19 protein-coding genes are annotated in these 19,476 nt (G+C 60.4%); 9 read left to right on the top strand and 10 right to left on the bottom strand.

The window, feature by feature from the left end:
- Nucleotides 1-33: 33 nt before the first annotated feature.
- The 3 genes from AC1RDQ_RS24940 to AC1RDQ_RS24930 form a co-directional block, all read right to left on the bottom strand.
- Nucleotides 34-453 (bottom strand): organic hydroperoxide resistance protein, encoded by a 420-nt coding sequence (locus AC1RDQ_RS24940; RefSeq protein WP_046031808.1) that lies wholly within the window; start codon nucleotides 451-453, stop codon nucleotides 34-36.
- Between the two features lie 362 nt (nucleotides 454-815).
- On the bottom strand, nucleotides 816-1,277 hold the full coding sequence (locus AC1RDQ_RS24935; protein ID WP_057713816.1) for a MarR family winged helix-turn-helix transcriptional regulator: 462 nt from the start codon (nucleotides 1,275-1,277) through the stop codon (nucleotides 816-818).
- A gap of 67 nt (nucleotides 1,278-1,344) precedes the next feature.
- Nucleotides 1,345-2,301 (bottom strand): LysR family transcriptional regulator, encoded by a 957-nt coding sequence (locus AC1RDQ_RS24930; RefSeq protein ID WP_057716577.1) that lies wholly within the window; start codon nucleotides 2,299-2,301, stop codon nucleotides 1,345-1,347.
- 111 nt (nucleotides 2,302-2,412) lie between these two features.
- Here AC1RDQ_RS24930 and AC1RDQ_RS24925 point away from each other — a divergent pair, with 111 nt between their 5' ends.
- Nucleotides 2,413-3,162 carry a sulfite exporter TauE/SafE family protein gene (locus AC1RDQ_RS24925; protein ID WP_057713817.1) on the top strand — a complete coding sequence of 250 codons (750 nt, stop codon included), beginning with the start codon at nucleotides 2,413-2,415 and terminating at the stop codon, nucleotides 3,160-3,162.
- On the opposite strand, the gene AC1RDQ_RS24920 is transcribed toward AC1RDQ_RS24925, so the two are convergent.
- The gene (locus AC1RDQ_RS24920) at nucleotides 3,152-4,006 is read right to left on the bottom strand and encodes a LysR substrate-binding domain-containing protein (RefSeq protein ID WP_057713818.1); all 855 of its coding nucleotides are present in this window, start codon (nucleotides 4,004-4,006) and stop codon (nucleotides 3,152-3,154) included. The two genes, AC1RDQ_RS24925 and AC1RDQ_RS24920, sit on opposite strands and share 11 nt — an antisense overlap.
- 95 nt (nucleotides 4,007-4,101) lie before the next feature.
- Between AC1RDQ_RS24920 and AC1RDQ_RS24915 the strand changes: the two genes are divergently transcribed.
- Both AC1RDQ_RS24915 and AC1RDQ_RS24910 read left to right on the top strand, forming a co-directional pair.
- The gene (locus tag AC1RDQ_RS24915) at nucleotides 4,102-4,317 is read left to right on the top strand and encodes a DUF1127 domain-containing protein (protein WP_008049076.1); all 216 of its coding nucleotides are present in this window, start codon (nucleotides 4,102-4,104) and stop codon (nucleotides 4,315-4,317) included.
- A 64-nt stretch (nucleotides 4,318-4,381) separates the two neighbouring features.
- Complete coding sequence (locus AC1RDQ_RS24910; RefSeq protein WP_492588381.1) at nucleotides 4,382-5,611, top strand: winged helix-turn-helix domain-containing protein; 1,230 nt, start codon at nucleotides 4,382-4,384, stop codon at nucleotides 5,609-5,611.
- Between the two features lie 97 nt (nucleotides 5,612-5,708).
- Here the strand turns inward: AC1RDQ_RS24910 and AC1RDQ_RS24905 are convergent, their stop codons facing one another.
- Nucleotides 5,709-7,055 (bottom strand): class II 3-deoxy-7-phosphoheptulonate synthase, encoded by a 1,347-nt coding sequence (locus AC1RDQ_RS24905; protein WP_057713820.1) that lies wholly within the window; start codon nucleotides 7,053-7,055, stop codon nucleotides 5,709-5,711.
- A 150-nt stretch (nucleotides 7,056-7,205) separates the two neighbouring features.
- Between AC1RDQ_RS24905 and AC1RDQ_RS24900 the strand changes: the two genes are divergently transcribed.
- Nucleotides 7,206-7,961 carry a spermidine synthase gene (locus tag AC1RDQ_RS24900; RefSeq protein WP_057713821.1) on the top strand — a complete coding sequence of 252 codons (756 nt, stop codon included), beginning with the start codon at nucleotides 7,206-7,208 and terminating at the stop codon, nucleotides 7,959-7,961.
- 106 nt (nucleotides 7,962-8,067) lie between these two features.
- On the opposite strand, the gene AC1RDQ_RS24895 is transcribed toward AC1RDQ_RS24900, so the two are convergent.
- The gene (locus tag AC1RDQ_RS24895; protein WP_218494463.1) at nucleotides 8,068-8,859 is read right to left on the bottom strand and encodes a crotonase/enoyl-CoA hydratase family protein; all 792 of its coding nucleotides are present in this window, start codon (nucleotides 8,857-8,859) and stop codon (nucleotides 8,068-8,070) included.
- Nucleotides 8,860-9,281: 422 nt separating this feature from the next.
- Between AC1RDQ_RS24895 and AC1RDQ_RS24890 the strand changes: the two genes are divergently transcribed.
- Entirely contained in the window at nucleotides 9,282-10,955 is a 1,674-nt protein-coding gene (locus AC1RDQ_RS24890) for a DEAD/DEAH box helicase (protein WP_007973525.1), read from the top strand.
- 169 nt (nucleotides 10,956-11,124) lie between these two features.
- Here AC1RDQ_RS24890 and AC1RDQ_RS24885 read toward each other — a convergent pair whose 3' ends face one another.
- Entirely contained in the window at nucleotides 11,125-11,892 is a 768-nt protein-coding gene (locus AC1RDQ_RS24885) for a DODA-type extradiol aromatic ring-opening family dioxygenase (protein WP_340313495.1), read from the bottom strand.
- 102 nt (nucleotides 11,893-11,994) lie between these two features.
- On the opposite strand from AC1RDQ_RS24885, the gene AC1RDQ_RS24880 reads away from it, so the two are divergent.
- Nucleotides 11,995-12,651, top strand: coding sequence for a thiopurine S-methyltransferase (locus AC1RDQ_RS24880; protein ID WP_492588397.1), 657 nt, complete (start codon nucleotides 11,995-11,997; stop codon nucleotides 12,649-12,651).
- Between the two features lie 180 nt (nucleotides 12,652-12,831).
- Here AC1RDQ_RS24880 and htpX read toward each other — a convergent pair whose 3' ends face one another.
- Both htpX and AC1RDQ_RS24870 read right to left on the bottom strand, forming a co-directional pair.
- Nucleotides 12,832-13,722 carry a protease HtpX gene (gene htpX / locus AC1RDQ_RS24875; RefSeq protein ID WP_007973520.1) on the bottom strand — a complete coding sequence of 297 codons (891 nt, stop codon included), beginning with the start codon at nucleotides 13,720-13,722 and terminating at the stop codon, nucleotides 12,832-12,834.
- A gap of 316 nt (nucleotides 13,723-14,038) precedes the next feature.
- Nucleotides 14,039-15,250: a pyridoxal phosphate-dependent aminotransferase gene (locus AC1RDQ_RS24870; protein ID WP_007973513.1), complete on the bottom strand. Its 1,212-nt coding sequence runs from the start codon at nucleotides 15,248-15,250 to the stop codon at nucleotides 14,039-14,041.
- A 226-nt stretch (nucleotides 15,251-15,476) separates the two neighbouring features.
- Here AC1RDQ_RS24870 and msrB point away from each other — a divergent pair, with 226 nt between their 5' ends.
- The 3 genes from msrB to AC1RDQ_RS24855 all read left to right on the top strand — a co-directional run bounded on the left by msrB (nucleotide 15,477) and on the right by AC1RDQ_RS24855 (nucleotide 17,011).
- Entirely contained in the window at nucleotides 15,477-15,872 is a 396-nt protein-coding gene (gene msrB / locus AC1RDQ_RS24865) for a peptide-methionine (R)-S-oxide reductase MsrB (RefSeq protein WP_057716578.1), read from the top strand.
- A 195-nt stretch (nucleotides 15,873-16,067) separates the two neighbouring features.
- Entirely contained in the window at nucleotides 16,068-16,553 is a 486-nt protein-coding gene (locus AC1RDQ_RS24860; protein WP_056727098.1) for a glutathione peroxidase, read from the top strand.
- Complete coding sequence (locus tag AC1RDQ_RS24855; RefSeq protein ID WP_057713825.1) at nucleotides 16,550-17,011, top strand: MarR family winged helix-turn-helix transcriptional regulator; 462 nt, start codon at nucleotides 16,550-16,552, stop codon at nucleotides 17,009-17,011. Before AC1RDQ_RS24860 ends, AC1RDQ_RS24855 begins: the two co-directional genes overlap by 4 nt.
- Here the strand turns inward: AC1RDQ_RS24855 and AC1RDQ_RS24850 are convergent.
- Complete coding sequence (locus AC1RDQ_RS24850) at nucleotides 16,995-19,358, bottom strand: hybrid sensor histidine kinase/response regulator (protein ID WP_079246729.1); 2,364 nt, start codon at nucleotides 19,356-19,358, stop codon at nucleotides 16,995-16,997. The two genes, AC1RDQ_RS24855 and AC1RDQ_RS24850, sit on opposite strands and share 17 nt — an antisense overlap.
- Between the last annotated feature and the right edge of the window lie 118 nt (nucleotides 19,359-19,476).

Genomic DNA, 19,476 nt, shown 5'->3' with positions numbered 1-19,476 from the left:
TGCGTTTCCTGTTCGGGCCTGGGTAGTCAGCGCTTAGACGGTTACGTGCAGACGCACATCGACGTTGCCACGGGTGGCGTTGGAGTACGGGCAGACCTGGTGGGCCGCATCGACCAGTGCTTGAGCATCGGCTTGTTCAAGACCCGGCAGGCTGATGTGCAGGTCGATGTCCAGGCCGAAGCCGCCAGGGATCTGGCCGATGCCGACATGAGCGGTGATCGAAGCGTCGTTAGGAATGCTGCGCTTGGTCTGGCTGGCCACGAATTTCAGGGCACCGATGAAGCAGGCGGAGTAGCCGGCAGCGAACAGTTGCTCTGGGTTGGTGGCTGCGCCGCCGGCACCGCCGAGTTCTTTGGGCGTGGCGAGCTTGACGTCGAGGATGTTGTCGCTGGAAACCGCACGACCGTCACGGCCGCCGGTGGAGGTTGCGATTGCGGTGTAGAGAGTTTGCATGGTGAAAGCCTCGTTTAGGGTTTTGTTTGTTTTGCGCTAAATGTTTGCGCGCTAAGTAAGTGCGAAATAAATGTATCGCGCTAATGTTTAGTGCGCAAGATAAATTTTCAAGGAAATTTGAAAAAAGACGCAAGGCTGTGAGGTGGTTTAGGTTGAAAGTATTGAGCTAGAGCTATCGAGGGGGATTTTCAGCGGGTTTTTTTCTGGGGAGGGTGGCGAACCCGGTTTTCTGGTGGGCCGCAGAGCCGCTGTGGGAGCGAGCTTGCTCGCGATTGCAGTCTCACATTCAGCAATGATGCTGACTGATACACCGCCATCGCGAGCAAGCTCGCTCTCACAAGGGATTTGTGGTGGTTTGGAGACTAGAGGCTGTCTTGCAGGTGGCGACGCAACTCCTGCAGTTCCGCCTGCAGGTTTTTCAGGCGCTCCAGGGTCATCCCGCTGGCGCCGAGGATGCATTGGGGAATGTCCCGGGCCTTGTCGCGCAACGCCCGGCCCTGTTCGGTGAGTTCGACGATCACCACCCGCTCATCTTCGCGGCTGCGGGTTCGGCTGAGCAGGCCTTCGGCTTCCAGGCGCTTGAGCAGCGGCGTCAACGAGCCAGGATCGGTCAGCAACCGCGTGCTGATTTCACCTACGGTCAAACCGTCCTTTTCCCACAACACCATCATCGCCAGGTATTGCGGGTAGGTCAGGCCCAGCGCTTGCAGCAAGGGTTTGTAGACCTTGGTCATCATCAGCGAAGTGGAATGCAGGGCGAAGCACGCCTGATTGTCCAGCATCAGGTTGTCGCAGTTGTCCGGGGTGTTGCGCTCGGTGGTCATGTCGAAGCCTTGATCTGTGATCTGAAGAATCTAGCGGGCGAATCTTTAATGCGCCAGATAATTTTGATCAGTGCCGTTGCAAATGGGTTTGCAGCTCCAGGTCCCAGGGCGGAATCGGGCTGAAGCGGGTTTTCAGGTACTCCAGCAACAAGCGACTGCGGGAGTTTGGCTGCTGTTCCAGGCGCAAGGCATAGATGCCGGCGCTTTCCGGTTTCGGCAGACCGCTGTCGCAGAACAGCGGCAGCAACTCACCCCGCAACAGGTATTCGCTGGCCAGCCAGGTCGGCAGGTGCGCGATACCGAGTCCGGCCAATGCGCCGCACACCAGCGCCTCGGCATTGTTGGCGCTCATGCGGATCCGCGCCGGCCGGTGCAAGTGCATTTGCCCGTCGCGCTCGAAACGCCAGGCGAAGGGCGGAGCCAGGCCATCCCAGTCGAGTCCGTCGTGTTCAATCAGCTGTGTCGGCTCGGTCGGCACGCCGCGACGCCGCAAATAATCAGGGCTGGCGCAGGCGATACGCACCATGCTCGCCAGTGGTGTGGCCACCAGCCGGGTATCGGCCAGTTGCCCGGCGCGCAGCACCAGATCGACCTTGCCGAGGTTCAGGCCCTGCATGTCGACGAAGCTGTCGATCAAGTGCAGCTGCACATCGAGCCCGGGGTAGAGCATCAGGAAATCGGCAATCACCGGTGCCAGGTGCCGGCGACCAAAGGCTGCCGGCGCATCGATACGAATCAGGCCTTCCGGCGCGCTGCTCAGGGACACCGCCTCGGCCCGGGCCAGGCGCAATTCGGCGACGATCCGCCGTGCGCGCTCGGCAAAGGCCAATCCCGCCGGCGTGGCGCGTACCGCATGCGTGCTGCGCAGGAACAGCTGACTGCCGACCGCGCTTTCCAGGCTGTCGATACGCCGTGCCACGGCCGAAGGGGTTAGCGGATGACGGCGCGAGGCGGCGGAAAAACTGCCGGTTTCCAGCACGTCGAGGAACAAGGCCAGTTGGTCGGTCAGTTGATTGGGGTTCATGGCAGGTTTGTGCTTGTGCGAATTTGGCACAGCCATTGTGCGTTGCTATGCGTTTCCGTGCCAGAAGCAACTGCGTAGGATCAAAGGCCTGACGGCAACGGGGAAAATGCTGTGATTGAGTTCTTGATGTATCTGGTGTTCGGCGCTGCGTTGGGCACGCTCGGCGGTTTGTTTGGCATCGGCGGCGGCCTGATCGCCATTCCGCTGCTGGGCGTGCTGTTCGGGCTCGATCAGCAGATTGCCCAAGGCACCGCGCTGGTGATGGTGGTGCCGAACGTGATGCTGGCGCTGTGGCGCTATCATCAGCGCATCCGTATCGAACTGCGTCACGCGTTACCGCTGGCCATCATGGGGTTTTGCTTCGCCTGGCTCGGGTCGATCTGGGCGGTGGGCATTGATGCGCAAACCATGCGCATAGGCTTTGTCGCCTTTCTGATCGCACTGTCGGCGTACAACCTCGTTCGCATGTTCGCCGCCAGTGCTCCGCCGGCTTCGCAGATGAACTACTCATGGCCCTGGCTGGGCCTGCTTGGCGCTGCATCCGGCACGATGGGCGGGCTGTTCGGCGTGGGTGGCGCGGTGGTGGCGACACCGGTGCTGACCAGTCTGTTCGGCACGAGCCAAGTGGTTGCGCAGGGGCTGTCGTTGGCGCTGGCCTTGCCGAGTACGGGGGTGACGCTGGTGACTTACGCCGCACACCATCAGGTCAGCTGGGTGATCGGCTTGCCCTTGGCGGTCGGTGGGCTGATGAGCATCAGTTGGGGCGTGAAGGTTGCCCACGCATTGCCGGAGCGGCTGCTGCGCGGGCTGTTTTGCGGGTTCCTGGTGTTCTGTGCGGTGATGCTCGCCTTCAAAGTTTGAAGCCTTCGATGATGTGCTCGGCCAGGCACTCGGTGATGGGTGACGGGTTATGCAGGTTGCGCACGAGCATGATGCTGGCCTCGGGCAGCAGCGGCAGGTCCTGGGCCTCACCGAGGATGCGCATGTCCGCGGTGATCAGGCTTTCAAGTTGCGCCGTGACGGCCAGGCCGGCGCTGACCACGGCCATGATCGCCGACAGGCTGTCGCTGTTGTACGCCACCCGGTAATCGCGCCCCCGGGCATCCAGGGCATTGCAGGCCCACTGGCGGCAGAAGCAATCACTGTTGAACATCGCCAGTGGCAGCGGCGTCTGCTCGTGGGCGCTGTAGCATTGTGCCTCGGCCCAGACAAAGCGTTCCTTGCGCAACAACTGGCCGATTTCGCTGCCCGGTTCACGGGTCACGATGGACAGGTCGAGGTCCTGGCGCATCAGCAGTTGTTTTGATGATTCGCAGTGCACTTCTATCTGAATCAGCGGGTAAGACTGGGCAAACCGGCGCAGAATCCCCGGGAGGAACCGCATCACATAATCGTCCGGCGTGCCGATACGCACCGTGCCAACCATGTCGGGCTCACGCAACGTATTGAAGACCTCGCTGTGCAGCTTGAGGATGCGTCGCGCATAGCCGAGCAGCACCTGGCCTTCAGCCGTCAGTCGCACCTGCCGCCCGTCGCGCTGGAACAACTGACGCTGCAGCACATCTTCTTCCAGTCGTTTCATCTGCATGCTGACGGCGGACTGGGTGCGGTTGACCAATTCCCCGGCGCGGGTAAAGCCGCCCTGGTCGGCGATGGCGACGAAGGTGCGCAAGACTTCGGTATCGATACTCGGGTAGGCGGACATCCATCAATCTCCGAGATATGTGACATCAGAAACATTCGTTGGATTGATCTTAGACCCGGCGCGAGACTGGAGCCATCCAAACGGAGGGCAACAAGATGAAAGGTCAACATGAGTTCCAAGGATCAGAAAAACACTCGATTCACGTGATATCCGATCTGCTGCACAAGGTCGGCCGCTGGTACGAATTGCATCGCGAGCGCGAATTGCTGGCGAGCTTGAGCGACGAAGCACTCAAGGACATCGGCATGAGCCGTGCGGATGTGGAGAACGAGTCGATCAAGCCGTTCTGGAATGACCCGATGCATAAATGATGAATGCCACGCTACACAAACCCCTTACCGGTGAGGTAGGTTGCGAGCAGACAAGGAGGCACCCATGCCCGCAACGTTGTCCTTTACCCTCAAACAGGCTCGGCGTCTGGCGCTGGCCGCCCAAGGGTTCAACGGGCGGTCGCCGCCAGCGGCGATCAAGGCTGTTGCGCTCAATCGCCTGATCGAACGGCTGGGCATTTTGCAGATCGATTCGGTCAATGCATTGGTGCGTTCGCACTACCTTCCGCTATTTTCCCGCCTCGGTAACTACTCCTCCGATTTGCTCGACCAGGCTGCCTGGAGTCAGGGCCGGCGCCGTACGTTGTTCGAGTATTGGGGCCACGAAGCCTCGTTGTTGCCACTTTCCATGTTCCCGCTGATGCGCTGGCGCATGCAGCGTGCCAGACGTGGCGAGGATATTTATCAGCAGCTGGCGCGCTTCGGTCGTGAGCAACAGGACACAATTCGCCGGGTGCTGGCCTCGGTCGAGGAGCAGGGCGCGCTGGGGGCCGGCAGCCTGTCGACCCGTCAGGAACGGGCCGGCCCCTGGTGGGACTGGAGCGCGGAAAAGCATGCGCTGGAATGGTTGTTCGCTGCCGGTGAAGTGACTGTTGCCGGACGGCGCGGATTCGAAAGGCTCTACGATCTGCCGGAGCGAGTGATTCCCTCGGCGGTGCTTGCGCACCCCGTCCTGAGTGAAGACGAGGCCCAGCGCGGCCTGTTGCGGCATGCGGCAACGGCCTTGGGGGTCGGTACGGAGAAGGATTTGCGTGACTATTTCCGCTTGAACCCTGCGGACAGTCGTCCACGTTTGGCCGAGTTGGTCGAGGCCGGGGAATTGCTGACCTGCGAAGTGCAGGGCTGGCGACAACCGGCCTATTGTCTGCCCGAGCCAAAAGTGCCGCGTAAAGTCGTGGCCAGTGCCTTGCTCTCGCCGTTCGATTCGCTGATCTGGGAACGCAGCCGGACCGAGCGGCTGTTTGATTTCCGCTATCGGCTGGAGATTTACACGCCGCCGGACAAACGGGTGTACGGCTATTACGTCCTGCCGTTTTTGCACAACGAACGGATTGCCGCACGAGTCGATCTGCGCGCCGAACGGGGGGTGGGCCGTTTGGCGGTGCATGCGGTGCATGAGGAGGAGGCGGGGCTGGATGACGAGGGGATGTTGGCGTTGGCGGTCAATCTGCGGCAGATGGCGGATTGGCTGGGGCTGGCACAGGTTCAGCTGAATTGCCCGCGGGCGAGTGCGGCGAGGTTGCGGGTGGCACTGGCACAGATTGAGGGTGGCTGAGCTGGCCTCTTCGCGAGCAAGCTCGCTCCCACAGGGGAGCGCGGTCCAATGTGGGAGCGAGCTTGCTCGCGATGGCGGTCTATCAGAGAAGCAAAATCTAGCGCCGAACCTGCTTCAAGGTTTCAGCAATCAAAAACGCCAGCTCCAGCGACTGATCGGCATTCATCCGCGGGTCGCAGTGGGTGTGATAGCGATCCGACAAGCCATCCTCGGTAATCGGGCGCGCACCACCGATGCACTCGGTCACGTTCTGCCCGGTCATTTCGATGTGGATACCCCCGGCATAACTGCCTTCGGCTTCGTGTACCTGGAAGAACTGCTTCACCTCGCCGAGGATCTGCGCAAAGTCGCGGGTCTTGTAGCCGCTGCTGGCCTTGATGGTGTTGCCGTGCATCGGGTCCGAACTCCACAGCACCTGCTTGCCTTCGCGCTGGACGGCGCGGATCAGCTGCGGCAAGTGATCGCCGACCTTGTTCGCGCCCATCCGTGCGATCAGGTTCAGGCGACCCGGATCGTTCTGCGGGTTGAGCACGTCGATCAAGCGAATCAGGTCGTCCGGGTTCATGCTCGGGCCGACCTTGACCCCGATCGGGTTGTTCACCCCGCGCAGGAATTCGACGTGGGCGCCGTCCAGCTGACGGGTGCGATCGCCGATCCACAGCATGTGGGCCGAGCAGTCGTAGTAGTCGTTGGTCAGGCTGTCGCGACGCACGAAGGCTTCTTCGTAGTTCAGCAGCAGCGCTTCGTGGGCGGTGAAGAAACTGGTTTCGCGCAACTGCGGCGAACTGTCCATGCCGCAGGCGCGCATGAATGCCAGGGTTTCATCGATACGGTCGGCCAGGTGGCTGTACTTTTCCGCCAGCGCCGAGTTGGCAATGAAGTCCAGGTTCCACTTGTGCACCTGGTGCAGATCGGCAAAACCGCCCTGGGCAAATGCACGCAACAGGTTCAGGGTGGCGGTGGACTGGTGATAGGACTGCAGCAGGCGTTCCGGGTCCGGTACGCGGCTTTTTTCGTCGAAACCGATGCCGTTGACGATGTCGCCACGGTAGGCGGGCAAGGTCACGCCATCGATGGTTTCGTCATTGGCCGAACGGGGCTTGGCGAACTGCCCGGCCATGCGCCCGACCTTGACCACTGGGCAGCCGGCGGCAAAGGTCATCACGATCGCCATCTGCAACAACACCTTAAAGGTGTCGCGGATTTTCGCCGCGGAGAATTCGGCGAAGCTTTCGGCGCAGTCGCCACCCTGCAACAGAAACGCGCGGCCCTGGGTCACCTCGGCAAACTGACGGCGCAACTCCCGGGCTTCACCGGCAAACACCAGTGGCGGATAGCTGGCCAGGGTCTGCTCGACCTGCTGCAGATGCGCGGCGTCGGGGTATTGGGGTTGTTGCTGGATCGGCAAGGCGCGCCAGCTGTCGGGGCTCCAGGGTTGGCTCATCGCGGTCTCTAGTGTTTTCGCTCGGACCTCCATGTTATCAGCAAATTAGTGCGTGACCTGTTCCCGTCGCTTCGCCGACAATCTCGCCTTTGCCGCTCTCTACACGCGGTGTTATTGCGTTGCCGGCCCCGGTGACGATCAGGAGATGAAATGACTGAGGAGCGCGTCGAGCATCTGCTCGCCGAGGTACAGGACGAGTTCGGCGTGATTCGTGTGCTGGAAGTGGCCGATTATCGTTTTCTCGAATTCGGTGATGCCATCGAGCAAAGCTGCGTGTTCACGGCCGATCCGAGCTGGCTCGAGTACGACTACACCCGGGCGATGCTGATTGGTGCGCTGTGCCACCAGCAACCGGAAAGTGCGCTGTTTCTCGGCCTCGGCGCCGGGACGCTGACCCAGGCCTGCCTCAAGTTCCTGCCGCTGGAAGATGTCGAAGCCATCGAACTACGCCCGGACGTACCGCGCCTGGCTATTGAATATCTGGGGCTGGATGACGATCCGCGCCTGTACATCCGCGTTGGCGATGCGCTGGAACTGCTGGACACCGCTGAGTCGGCCGACCTGATTTTCGTCGACCTTTATACCGATGTCGGTCCGGGTGTCGGTCATCTGGCATGGAGCTTTCTGGAAAACTGCCAGAAGCGATTGAATCCGGGTGGCTGGCTGGTCATCAATCAGTGGGCGACCGACGATGGCAAACCCCTGGGCGCCGCCTTGTTGCGCGGTTTGTATCACCGACATTACTGGGAGCTGCCGGTGAAGGAGGGCAACGTGATTCTGATCGTGCCGTCGGAGCTGGACCAGGAACTGGACATGGACGGCCTGATCGCCCGCGCCGAAGCGCTGGCGCCGCGGTTGGGGTACTCGCTGGATTCGTTGATCAAGTGCATTCGTCCGGCTACCTGAGTTATCAGTGATGGCCCCATCGCGAGCAGGCTCGCTCCCACATTTGACCGCGATCCCCTGTGGGAGCGAGCTTGCTCGCGATAGCTTTCTTACTGGCAATACAAGGCTAAAGCCCTTTGAAGACACCCGGCCGCCGCTCCACCATCGACCGCACACCTTCCTTGACGTCCTCGGTAGCCATCAACTTCTTGACTAGCTGCGGCAACGCCTGTGCCGCCGCGGTTTCCCCTTCATACCGGGCCTGTCGCGCAGACATCAGCGTCGCCTGCACGCCAAGCGGTGCCTGACGGGCGATCCGTTCGGCCAGTTCAATCGCCCGGGGCAGCAAGTCCTCACTGGCCATGACCTCCTGCACCAGACCCAGGTGCAAGGCATCACGGGCGTCGAATTCATCACCGGTCAACAACCAGCGCATGGCATTGCCCCAGCCGGCCACTTGATGCAGGCGCAGGGTCGCACCGCCGAACGGGAAGATTCCGCGTTGCACTTCCATCTGCGCGAACCGGGTGTTGCTGGCGCACAGGTTGATGTCGGCGGCCAGCATCAACTCGATGCCGATGGTCAAGCAATAGCCCTGGGCGGCGACGATTACCGGTTTGCTGACCCTGGGACCTGCGAACACCGCCCACGGATCACAGCCGCCGGGTGGAACCTGCCAGCCATCTGTCAGTGTGACGCTGGCATTGACCAGGTCGAGCCCGGCGGTGAAGTGTTCGCCATGAGCGAACACCACCGCCACCCGCGCCTCGCTGTCGGCTTCGAACTCGCCATAGGCCAGGCTCAACGCGTTGAGCAGGTCGAGATCGAAGGCATTGCGCTTGGCCACCCGATCCAGACCTATCAGGAACACATGACCATGCCGTTCGCGGCTGACTCGACTGGAGCTGGGCTGATTCATGGAGCGTTCCTCGGGGTGGGAAAGGCGTGCCAGACCGGCGGTCTGCACGGTAAAGGGTGAACCGTTTTAGCGCCATCACCCGCAAGGCCGGGCCTTTGAAAAATAGACGGCTGACCGATTATTCGCAAAGCCTGTTACACAACGGTGTATCCGGTGGATTTCCGATAAAAAAAGCTCCCTTTTTGGGCGAATTCCGGTATAGTGCGCGCCGGCCTTTAACCGGGCCGCGTTTAGGTAGCGCAATTCCCCGAAGCCAGCTTCGGCTGCACGTCCGCCCAGCGGACTCTTCCTTGACGATTCTTTTCATTCATTCGTTTTCGCAAATCCCCGCCGACAAAGCTGCCAGGGCGACTCTTGAGTCTCAACACGGCATGTGCAGCTTTGGAGCATGGGTCTTTGCGGATGCACTTAGAGGCAGACCCATGACCCAGGAAATCGGCGGCTTCGCCGCTCTTGAACTTCATCCAAATATTGTCGCTGCAGTAGTCGCTACCGGCTATGAAGAGCCTTCGGCCATTCAGCAGCAGTCGATCCCGATCATTCTCGCCGGTCACGATATGATTGGTCAGGCGCAAACCGGTACCGGTAAAACCGCTGCCTTTGCCCTGCCAATTCTGCACCGCATTGATCCGTCCAAGCGCGAGCCGCAAGCTCTGATCCTGGCCCCAACTCGTGAGTTGGCGCTACAAGTTGCAACCGCTTTCGAAACCTACGCCAAGCAAATGCCGGGCGTGACTGTTGTGGCTGTCTACGGCGGCGCGCCGATGGGCCCACAACTGAAAGCAATCCGTAATGGCGCACAAATCGTTGTCGCCACTCCGGGCCGTCTGTGCGACCACCTGCGTCGCGACGAAAAAGTACTGGCGACCGTGAACCACCTGGTTCTCGACGAAGCCGACGAAATGCTCAAGCTGGGCTTCATGGACGACCTGGAAGTCATCTTCAAGGCCATGCCGGAAACCCGTCAGACCGTACTGTTCTCGGCCACCTTGCCTCAATCGATCCGTGCCATCGCCGAACGCCACCTGCGCGATCCGAAGCACGTCAAGATTCAGAGCAAGACCCAGACCGTTACCGCGATCGAGCAGGCTCACCTGCTGGTTCACGCTGACCAGAAGACTTCGGCCGTTCTCAGCTTGCTGGAAGTGGAAGATTTCGACGCCCTGATCATGTTCGTGCGCACCAAGCAAGCGACCCTGGACCTGGCCAGTGCCCTGGAAGCCAAAGGCTACAAAGCCGCTGCGCTGAACGGTGACATCGCCCAGAACCAGCGTGAGCGCGTGATCGACTCCCTCAAGGATGGCCGTCTGGACATCGTTGTGGCGACCGACGTTGCCGCTCGTGGCCTGGACGTTCCGCGCATCACTCACGTGTTCAACGTTGACATGCCGTACGATCCAGAGTCCTACGTTCACCGTATCGGCCGTACCGGCCGTGCCGGTCGCGAAGGTCGTGCACTGCTGCTGGTGACTCCGCGTGAGCGCCGCATGCTGCAAGTGATCGAGCGTGTAACCGGTCAAAAGGTTGCTGAAGTTCGCCTGCCGGACGCTCAAGCCGTTCTGGATGCGCGCATCAAGAAGCTGACCAATAGCCTGTCGCCGCTGGTGGCTGAAGCCGAATCGACCCACGGTGATCTGCTCGATCGCCTGACCGCCGACATCGGTTGCAGCCCGCGTGCCCTGGCCGCAGCCCTGCTGCGCAAGGCTACCAACGGTCAAGCGCTGAACCTGGCCGCTATCGAGAAAGAGCGTCCACTGGTGCCGAACAATGCACCGCGTGGCGATCGTCCAGAGCGTTCCGGTGATCGTCCTGAGCGTGGTGACCGCGAGCGTCGCGCTCCGATGCCACTGGGCGAAGGCCGTGCACGTTGCCGCACCGCGCTGGGCGCGCGTGACGGTATCGCCGCCAAGAACCTGCTGGGCGCCATCCTCAACGAAGGTGGCCTGGCGCGTGAAGCGATCGGTCGCATCCAGGTGCGTGACAGCTTCAGCCTCGTCGAGCTGCCGGAAGATGGTCTGGAGAAGTTGCTGACCAAGCTGAAGGACACTCGCGTTGCCGGTAAGCAGTTGAAGCTGCGTCGCTACCGCGAAGATTGATCCGCTCTCGGGCTGATTGATCGAACATAAAAAATCCCCGACTGGTTCGGGGATTTTTTTTGCCTTTCAATCGGCGGTGCGGCATTCGCGAGCAGGCTCGCTCCCACAGGTGCCGCAGATCAAATGTGGGAGCGAGCCTGCTCGCGATGGGGGCGACTCGGTCTGTCTGTCAGCCGAAGCGGTAAATATCCATGCCCAGCGCTCCCATGGTGAACCCTTGGTGAGCAACGCTGAACTGCCCGCCAGCGGCTCGGGCAAAGTACAACGGCAACAAGTGCTCATCACTCGGATGATTGCGTACAGCGTTTGGTGCCTGTGCGCGATAGTCGTGCAGCGCGGCTTCGTCGTTCGCTGCGAGTTTGTCGATCATCCAGTCGCGAAACGCCAGGGCCCAGGGCTCAACGCTCTCGGGGCCGGCATGCCAGTCCAGTTCTCGCAGGTTGTGAGTGATGCTGCCGGAGCCGATCAGCAGGACGCCATGCTCGCGCAGGCTGGCCAGCGCGTGGCCAACACGGGTCTGCAGGGCGGGACCGCCACGGGTGGGCAATGAGACCTGGACAATCGGGATGTCTGCCAGCGGATACATCAGCGATAAAGGCACCCAGACGCCATGGTCAAAAGGCCGATTGCTGTCGATACGTGCAGCAAAGCCAGCGGTTTTCAATAGTTCGGCAACCTCGGCGGCGAGTCGTGGGTCACCGGGAGCCGGGTACTGGACTTCGAACAGGGCTTTGGGGAAGCCGCCGAAGTCATGCCAGGTTTCCGGTTGTGGATTGCCGCTGACCAGCAGCTCATTGCTTTCCCAGTGCGCGGAAACAATCACGATGGCCTTGGGCTTCGGTATCTCGGTGGCCAGGCGGGCAAGTGCCGGCCCGCTGGCGCCGGGTTCCAGGGCGAGCATGGGGGAGCCGTGGGATATGTACAGGCTGGGGAACATGAATGAGCTCCTGAGAGTTAAGATGCAACATCTTCAGTCAGATCATTAATCTAAATCTAATATAAGTTTTAGAGTGTTTTGATCGAATTTTCGGGGTTATTTATGCAGCCGGAGTTTTGGCACAAGAAATGGGCGGCGAACCAGATCGGCTTTCATCTGCCGCAGGTGAACCCTCATCTGAAGCGGTTCTGGCCAGCGTTAAGCCTTGAAGAAGGCGCACGCGTGTTGGTGCCGTTATGTGGAAAAAGCCTGGATTTGCTATGGCTCGCCCATCAAGGCCATGAGGTCTTGGGGGTCGAACTGTCGGAAAAAGCCGTCGAGGAGTTTTTCAGCGAACATGGCTTTGATCCGGCCATCAGCGAGCAGGGGCCGTTCAAGGTTTATCGGGCAGGTTCCATTGAGCTGTGGTGCGGCGATTTCTTCGAGCTGACGGCAGGCGATGTGGCCGACTGCTCCGCGCTTTATGATCGCGCGGCGTTGATCGCGCTGCCGACGGAAATGCGAGAGCGCTACGCCGCCCATTTGAAGCGGATATTGCCGAAGGAGTCCCATGGCCTGGTGATTACCCTGGACTATGACCAGGCGCAAATGCCCGGCCCGCCGTTTGCTGTGCTCGATGATGAGGTGCGGCGGTTGTTCGGGGACTCATGGGCGCTGAAGATCCTGGAAGATCAGGATGTGTTGAGCGAGAGCGGGAAATTCCTGGAGGCGGGTGTCACGCGGCTTGAGGAGCGGGTTTATCGGGTTTCCAGTCGGTAATAGTGGCTGGCCGTACTGGCCTCATCGCGAGCAAGCTCGCTCCCACAGGGAATTTGTGTGCGACTCAGAACCTGTGTGGGAGCGAGCCTGCTCGCGATGAGGCCAGAATGAGCACCGCGGCAATCTGCAGATAAAAAAGGCCCGCATCGCTGCGGGCCTTTTGCTTTGCTGTGGGGTGTATCAGCCCCGACGACGAGCCAGAGCGTCGATGCGCTCTTCCAGCGGCGGGTGGCTCATGAACATGCGAGCGAAGCCTTGCTTGATGCCACCGTTGATGCCGAAGGCGTTCAGGGTGTCGGGCATGTGCACCGGCAGTCCTTGTTCCGCCCGCAGGCGTTGCAGGGCGCCAATCATCGCGGCGGTGCCGGCCAGGTTTGCACCGGCTTCGTCGGCACGGAATTCACGCTTGCGCGAGAACCACATGACGATGGCGCTGGCCAGGATGCCCAGAACCAGTTCGGCGAAGATGGTCGCCACGTAGTAGGCAATACCCTGGCCTTCTTCGTTCTTGAAGATCACCTTGTCGACGAAATTGCCGATGATCCGTGCGAAGAACATCACGAAGGTGTTCACCACGCCCTGGATCAACGCCAGGGTGACCATGTCACCATTGGCCACGTGACCGATTTCGTGGGCCAGGACGGCTTTCACTTCATCCGGCGAGAAGCGCTCGAGCAATCCCTGGCTGACCGCGACCAATGCGTCGTTCTTGTTCCAGCCGGTGGCGAAGGCGTTCGCCTCGTAGGCCGGGAAGATGCCGACTTCGGGCATCTTGATCCCGGCTTCGCGAGACAGTTGCTCGACGGTTTGCAGCAGCCATTGCTCGTGACGGGTGCGTGGCTGGGTGATGATCTGGGTGCTGGTGCTCATCTTCGCCATCCACTTGGAGATGAACAGCGAGAACAGCGAACCTGCGAAACCAAAGACCGCACAGAAGATCAGCAGCTGATTGAGGTTGAGGTCAACCCCATTGGCCGCCATGAACCCGTTGAAGCCGAAAAGGCTCAGGGTGATGCTGGCAATCAGCACGACCGCCAGGTTAGTGGCCAAGAACAGCAGGATGCGCATCATGGTTGTAGAAATCTCCTCATGCTAAAGATGTGGCGTACTGCGGGGTATATAAGGTGCTGCACCGGGGTATTCAACCGGGTGACTATTTCAAACTGTGTCCTACGGCAACAGTCTAGCTGCTTGCAGGGCATTTCCGACAAGTATGCGGGAAGTGTTTGTCAGTCAATTCATGTCGAAGGCCCCGCCTTTGTTAGGCGCGAGCAGGCAAGGCGCGATCCGGCAGCGGTCAAGGCGACCGTCAGTGGCGCAATGCAAACAAATGTTGCCGGATGAATCACCGTGCGACGTTCGGGAACGTCGCACGGTGACAGATCGCTTACTGGCGGTAGGACTTGAGGAAGCCGCCAATGCGTCCGATGGCCATCTCCAGGTCATCGACACGGGGCAGGGTCACGACGCGGAAGTGGTCTGGCCATGGCCAGTTGAAAGCGGTGCCTTGAACCACCAGCAGCTTCTCGGAGAGCAGCAGGTCGAGGACGAACTTTTCGTCATTATGGATCGGGCAGACCTTGGGGTCGATCCGCGGGAATGCATACAGCGCCCCCATCGGCTTGACGCAGCTCACGCCCGGAATGTCGTTGAGCAACTCCCAGGTGCGGTTGCGTTGCTCCAGCAGGCGGCCCTGGGGCAGCACCAGGTCATTGATGCTCTGATAGCCACCCAGGGCGGTCTGGATCGCATGCTGACTCGGCACGTTGGCACACAGGCGCATGTTGGCCAGCATGTCGATGCCTTCGATGTAGCTCTGGGCGTGGTGTTTCGGGCCGGAGATGGCGATCCAGCCGGAACGGAAACCGGCCACGCGATAGGACTTGGACAGGCCGTTGAAGGTCAGGCAGAGCAGGTCCGGCGCCAGGGAGGCGGTGCAGATGTGCACGGCGTCATCGTAAAGGATCTTGTCGTAGATCTCGTCGGAGAACACCACCAGATTGTGCTGGCGGGCCAGTTCCAGCATGCCCAACAGGACTTCTTTGGAGTACACCGCGCCGGTCGGGTTGTTCGGGTTGATGATCACCAGGGCTTTGGTGTTCGGGGTGATCTTGGCCTTGATGTCGGCCAGGTCTGGCCACCAGTTGGCTTGCTCGTCGCACAGGTAATGCACCGGGTTACCGCCCGATAGGCTCACCGCTGCGGTCCACAACGGATAGTCCGGCGCTGGCACCAGCACTTCGTCGCCGTTGTTGAGCAGGGCTTGCATCGACATCACGATCAGTTCGGAAACGCCGTTGCCCAGGTAGATGTCTTCAATGCCGACGCCTTCCACCTGCTTTTGCTGGTAGTACTGCATGACGGCCTTGCGCGCACTGAACAGGCCCTTGGAATCGCTGTAGCCCTGGGCGGTCGGCAGGTTGCGGATTACGTCCTGGAGGATTTCATCCGGTGCTTCGAAACCAAAGGGCGCCGGGTTGCCGATGTTCAGCTTGAGGATGCGATGGCCTTCCTCTTCCAGGCGCTTGGCGTGCTTGAGCACCGGGCCGCGAATGTCGTAGCAGACGTTGGCGAGCTTGTTCGATTTGCTGACCTGCATGGCGATGTGTTCCCGAAAATGAACGATCCAGACGGCGTTTGGGCAACCGTGCTGGGAATCCTGCGTATTCACACAGGCCTGACGCCTTGAGATGCAGCACCCATATTTCCGTTTGAATGCGCGTGGTCTGGCTGCCAGACTGGCGTTTGACGAGGCGCAATCATACGTGCCGCCCGATCCGTGGAAAAGGTACAGATCGGGCTTTTTCAGCCGCTGAGGTGTGATGATGGAAAAGTTGGAAAAAACCCTGGAAGAATGGAAGGCGATGCTCGACCCGGAGCAGTACAACGTGTGCCGCCTCAAAGGCACCGAACGACCGTTTTCCGGCAAGTACAACGCCACCAAGACCGACGGTATCTACCACTGCATCTGCTGTAACGAGCCGCTGTTCGACTCCAAAACCAAGTTCGACTCGGGTTGCGGCTGGCCGAGCTTCTACGCGCCAATCGGCGACAGCGCCATGACCGAAATCCGTGATGTCAGTCACGGCATGATCCGCACCGAAGTGGTCTGCGCCAAATGCGACGCGCACCTGGGGCACGTTTTTCCCGACGGCCCGCCGCCAACTGGCCTGCGCTATTGCATCAATTCAGTGTGCCTGGACCTCGTGCCGCGCGTGTAATGCAAGCCCTGTAGGAGCGAGCTTGCTCGCGATGGTCGTCAACGATAACGCGGGAAGCCTGGTGCCCCGAGTTGTTCTCTGGTCCATCGCGAGCAAGCTCGCTCCTACAGTGGATTGGCGTTCGATAATTTAAATTGCACACAATTCAATTGCTCGCTATTTTGTTATCTCTTCCATTCAATCGGAACCTCAAACATGAGCGACAACCTGCTGAGCATTCCTTGCACCACGATCAAGGGTGAGCAAAAGACTCTGGCGGATTTCGCCGGCAAAGCCGTGTTGGTGGTCAACACGGCCAGCAAGTGCGGTTTCACTCCGCAGTACAAAGGCCTGGAAGAGCTGTGGCAGACCTACAAGGACCAGGGTCTGGTGGTGCTCGGCTTTCCCTGCAACCAGTTCGGCAAGCAAGAGCCGGGCAATGAAGGGGCGATCTCCGAGTTCTGCGAGCTGAACTTCGGTGTCAGCTTCCCGCTGTTCAAAAAGATCGACGTCAATGGTGCCGATGCCCATCCGCTGTTCGTGCAATTAAAAAAGCGCGCACCGGGGGTGCTGGGTTCCCAGGGCATCAAGTGGAACTTCACCAAGTTCCTGATCGGCAAGGACGGGCAATTGGTCAAGCGCTTCGCTCCGGCGACCAAGCCGCAGGACCTGACCCGCGAGATCGAAGCCCTGCTCAAATGAACACCTTGTCAGTCGATTCCCTGAAGCTCGACAGCCAGTTGTGCTTCAAGCTGTACGCGGCATCCCGGGCGGTGATTCGCGGCTACAAGCCAATGCTCGATCAGTTGGGCCTGACTTACCCTCAGTACCTGGCGATGCTGGTTTTATGGGAGTGGCAGGAAGCGACCCCGGAGCAACCGACCGTCAAGGCATTGGGCGAGCGTTTGGCTCTGGATTCCGGCACGCTGACACCCTTGCTCAAGCGCCTGGAACAACTGCAACTGGTGCAGCGTCAGCGTTCGGCGCGCGATGAACGTGAAGTGCACCTGAGCCTGTCGCCAGCCGGCACGGCCTTGCGCGAACAAGTTGGGCCACTCAAGGCGCGCCTGTTGTGCGACAGCGGGGTCGATCTGAATCGACTCAACGAATTGCGCGATGGCCTCGATCACCTGTTGGGGCAGATCAAGGCGCTGTCATAGCGGGGATCCACAGGTCCAGCAGGGCGGCCAGTTCTTCGCGCCGGAAGGGTTTGGCCAGGTAGTCGCTCATGCCCGCGGCACGACAGCGTTCACGCTCCTCCGACATGGCGTTGGCCGTCAGGGCAACGATGGGCAGTTGGGGCCAGCGTCCGCTGCGGCGGATTTGCCGGCTGGCTTCATAGCCGTCCATTACCGGCATGTTGCAGTCCATCAGCACCAGGTCGAAATCCCGTTGCTCGAGTTGATCCAGTGCCTCGCCACCATGAGCGGCGGTGGTGACCTCGCAGCCGAGTTTGCCGAGCATGCCCTTGGCCACCAACTGGTTGACCGGGTTGTCTTCCACTAACAACACGCGCCCGCGGCGTTGCGGACATTGTGTGTCGAGTCGAGCCTCGTTGACCGGTTGGGTTTGCGGTTGCAGGATCCTGCGCAACGTTTGAAGTAGCATACTGCGGGCCAAAGGGCGGGCCTGCTGCTGCAAGGGGGCGAGTGCGTTGACCTCTTCGCTGGGCATGAAGTTGCCATACGCGGTGATCAGCAGGATTGGCGCGCTGAGGGTGGGGCGCAAACTGAACAGGCATTCGGGGCAGTCGGTGATGAGCACGTCGGCTGCCAGGCCAAGCAATGGGTCATCCATGGAACGCCGTTCATAGTCCAGCCCCCAGACAGGCAACAGGCTGTTCAACAGTTCCCCCAGTCCGCTGCTGGCGGCCGTGATGGCAATGACTTTGCCCCTGAGCGAAACAGCTGGCATTGCACGGGTATGGCTGGGCAATGGCAACTCCGCGCAGAACTGGCTGCCAAAACCTGCCTCGGAGCTGATGGTCAGACGCCCCTGCATGGCTTCGCAAAGGTTATAGGTCAGGGCCAGGCCCAGCCCGGTGCCGCCAAATTGACGGGTAATGCCGGCACCGGCCTGGGTGAAAGGCTGGAGGATCTTGACCTGCGCCTCCTGAGGGATGCCGATGCCGGTGTCGCAGACTTCGATTCTGACGCCGTCGCCAAACGTCGACAGGCGTACGTCGACCCGCCCGAAACGGGTGAACTTGAGGGCGTTGGACAGCAGGTTACTGACGATCTGCCGCACCCGGGTCGGATCGCCGAGCACCAGTGCCGGGAAATGCGGATCGATCAGGCAGGTCAGTTCGACGCTGGGGGCGGCGTTCTGCGACAACAGGTTGGCGGTGTCTTCGATCAGCGAGCCCAGGTCGAAGGGGATGTGTTCGAGTTCGAGTTGGCCGGCATCGAACTTCGACAAATCGAGAATATCGTTGAGCAATTCCACCAGCACTTTACCCGAGTCATGGGCGATCGACAGTTGCTGCTGTTGTTCGGCATTGAGCGGTCCGTCGAGGGATAGCGCGATCATCCCGAGCAAGCCATTGAGGGGCGTGCGGATTTCATGGCTCATGTTGGCCAGGAACACCGAGCGGGCTTCGGCCATGTCCAGTGCTGTGCTGCGGGCGGCTTCCAGTTCCTCGTTGGATTGGCTCAGCCGGTCGTTGATCGCCTTGAGTTCGGCAGTGCGGGCCGAGACGATGTTTTCCAGTTGGCCAAGATATTCGGTCAGGCGGTTTTCCGCATTGCGCCGCTGCTGGATTTCGGTGGCGATGTTCCTGAATTGCTGGTTGGCAGCCTTGACCAGCACGCCGATCTCATCGTTGGCGTGCCCGGCGGGACACTCCAGCGAGGTCGGCTCGGTGCTGCTCGGGTCGCGACCGCTGAGTTCACGGATGACCCGCACCAGGGGTTTGGTCAGCATCACATAGAACAGCGCCAGCAGGATGCCGGACAGCAGCAGGCTGCGGGCGAAGCCATTGAGCAGGGTCACTTCGGCCCGGCGCAGGAACCGGTTGCCGAAGGCGTAAGTATCGACTTTCAGCCGCAGCGTACCCAGGGATTCGTTGGGTAAATTATCCAGGTAAAGCCGGTCTTCGAACTGTCGGCTGGCGCCGAACAGGAAGTCACTGAGCATCCTGTAACCGTTTTCCACACCGGGTCGCTTGACGTTGGCCAGCACGGTGCCGTTGTTGTCGATCAGTTTTGCGCTAATGATCGCTGGCGAGCGCAGCAGGCCCAGGGTCAGTTCCTTGGCGAGTTCGGCGTCGATGTTGTAGGCGATTCGTGAGGCAGGGTTGTGGCTGATTTCCAGCAATGAAAGGATTTCACGATTGATGGAGGCGTCTTCACTGGCATAATCGATGCCTATTTGCAGCAGGCTGAGCAGCGTGCCCAGAATGAAACCGACCAGCACGGTAAGCCGGGCTTGCTTGAATGACAGCCGGTTGGTGAATTTGATGTCCATGGGGGGGTGAACCACTTCCGTTTCCTTTCGCTGCTCAAGCATAGTCGATCATGCCTGCCTGCTGATGTTCTCGCGAGGGCTGTACCGCGGGGGTAGCCGCTTGTGTGACGCTGTGTTTCGTCGCTGTATCACCATCATTACTGTGAACGTGCCCGAGGAG

The organism is Pseudomonas sp. GW823-FHT02E01 (assembly GCF_058797535.1).
Note: the sequence above shows the minus strand (reverse complement) of the source record. Positions and strands in the feature narration are given on the sequence as shown.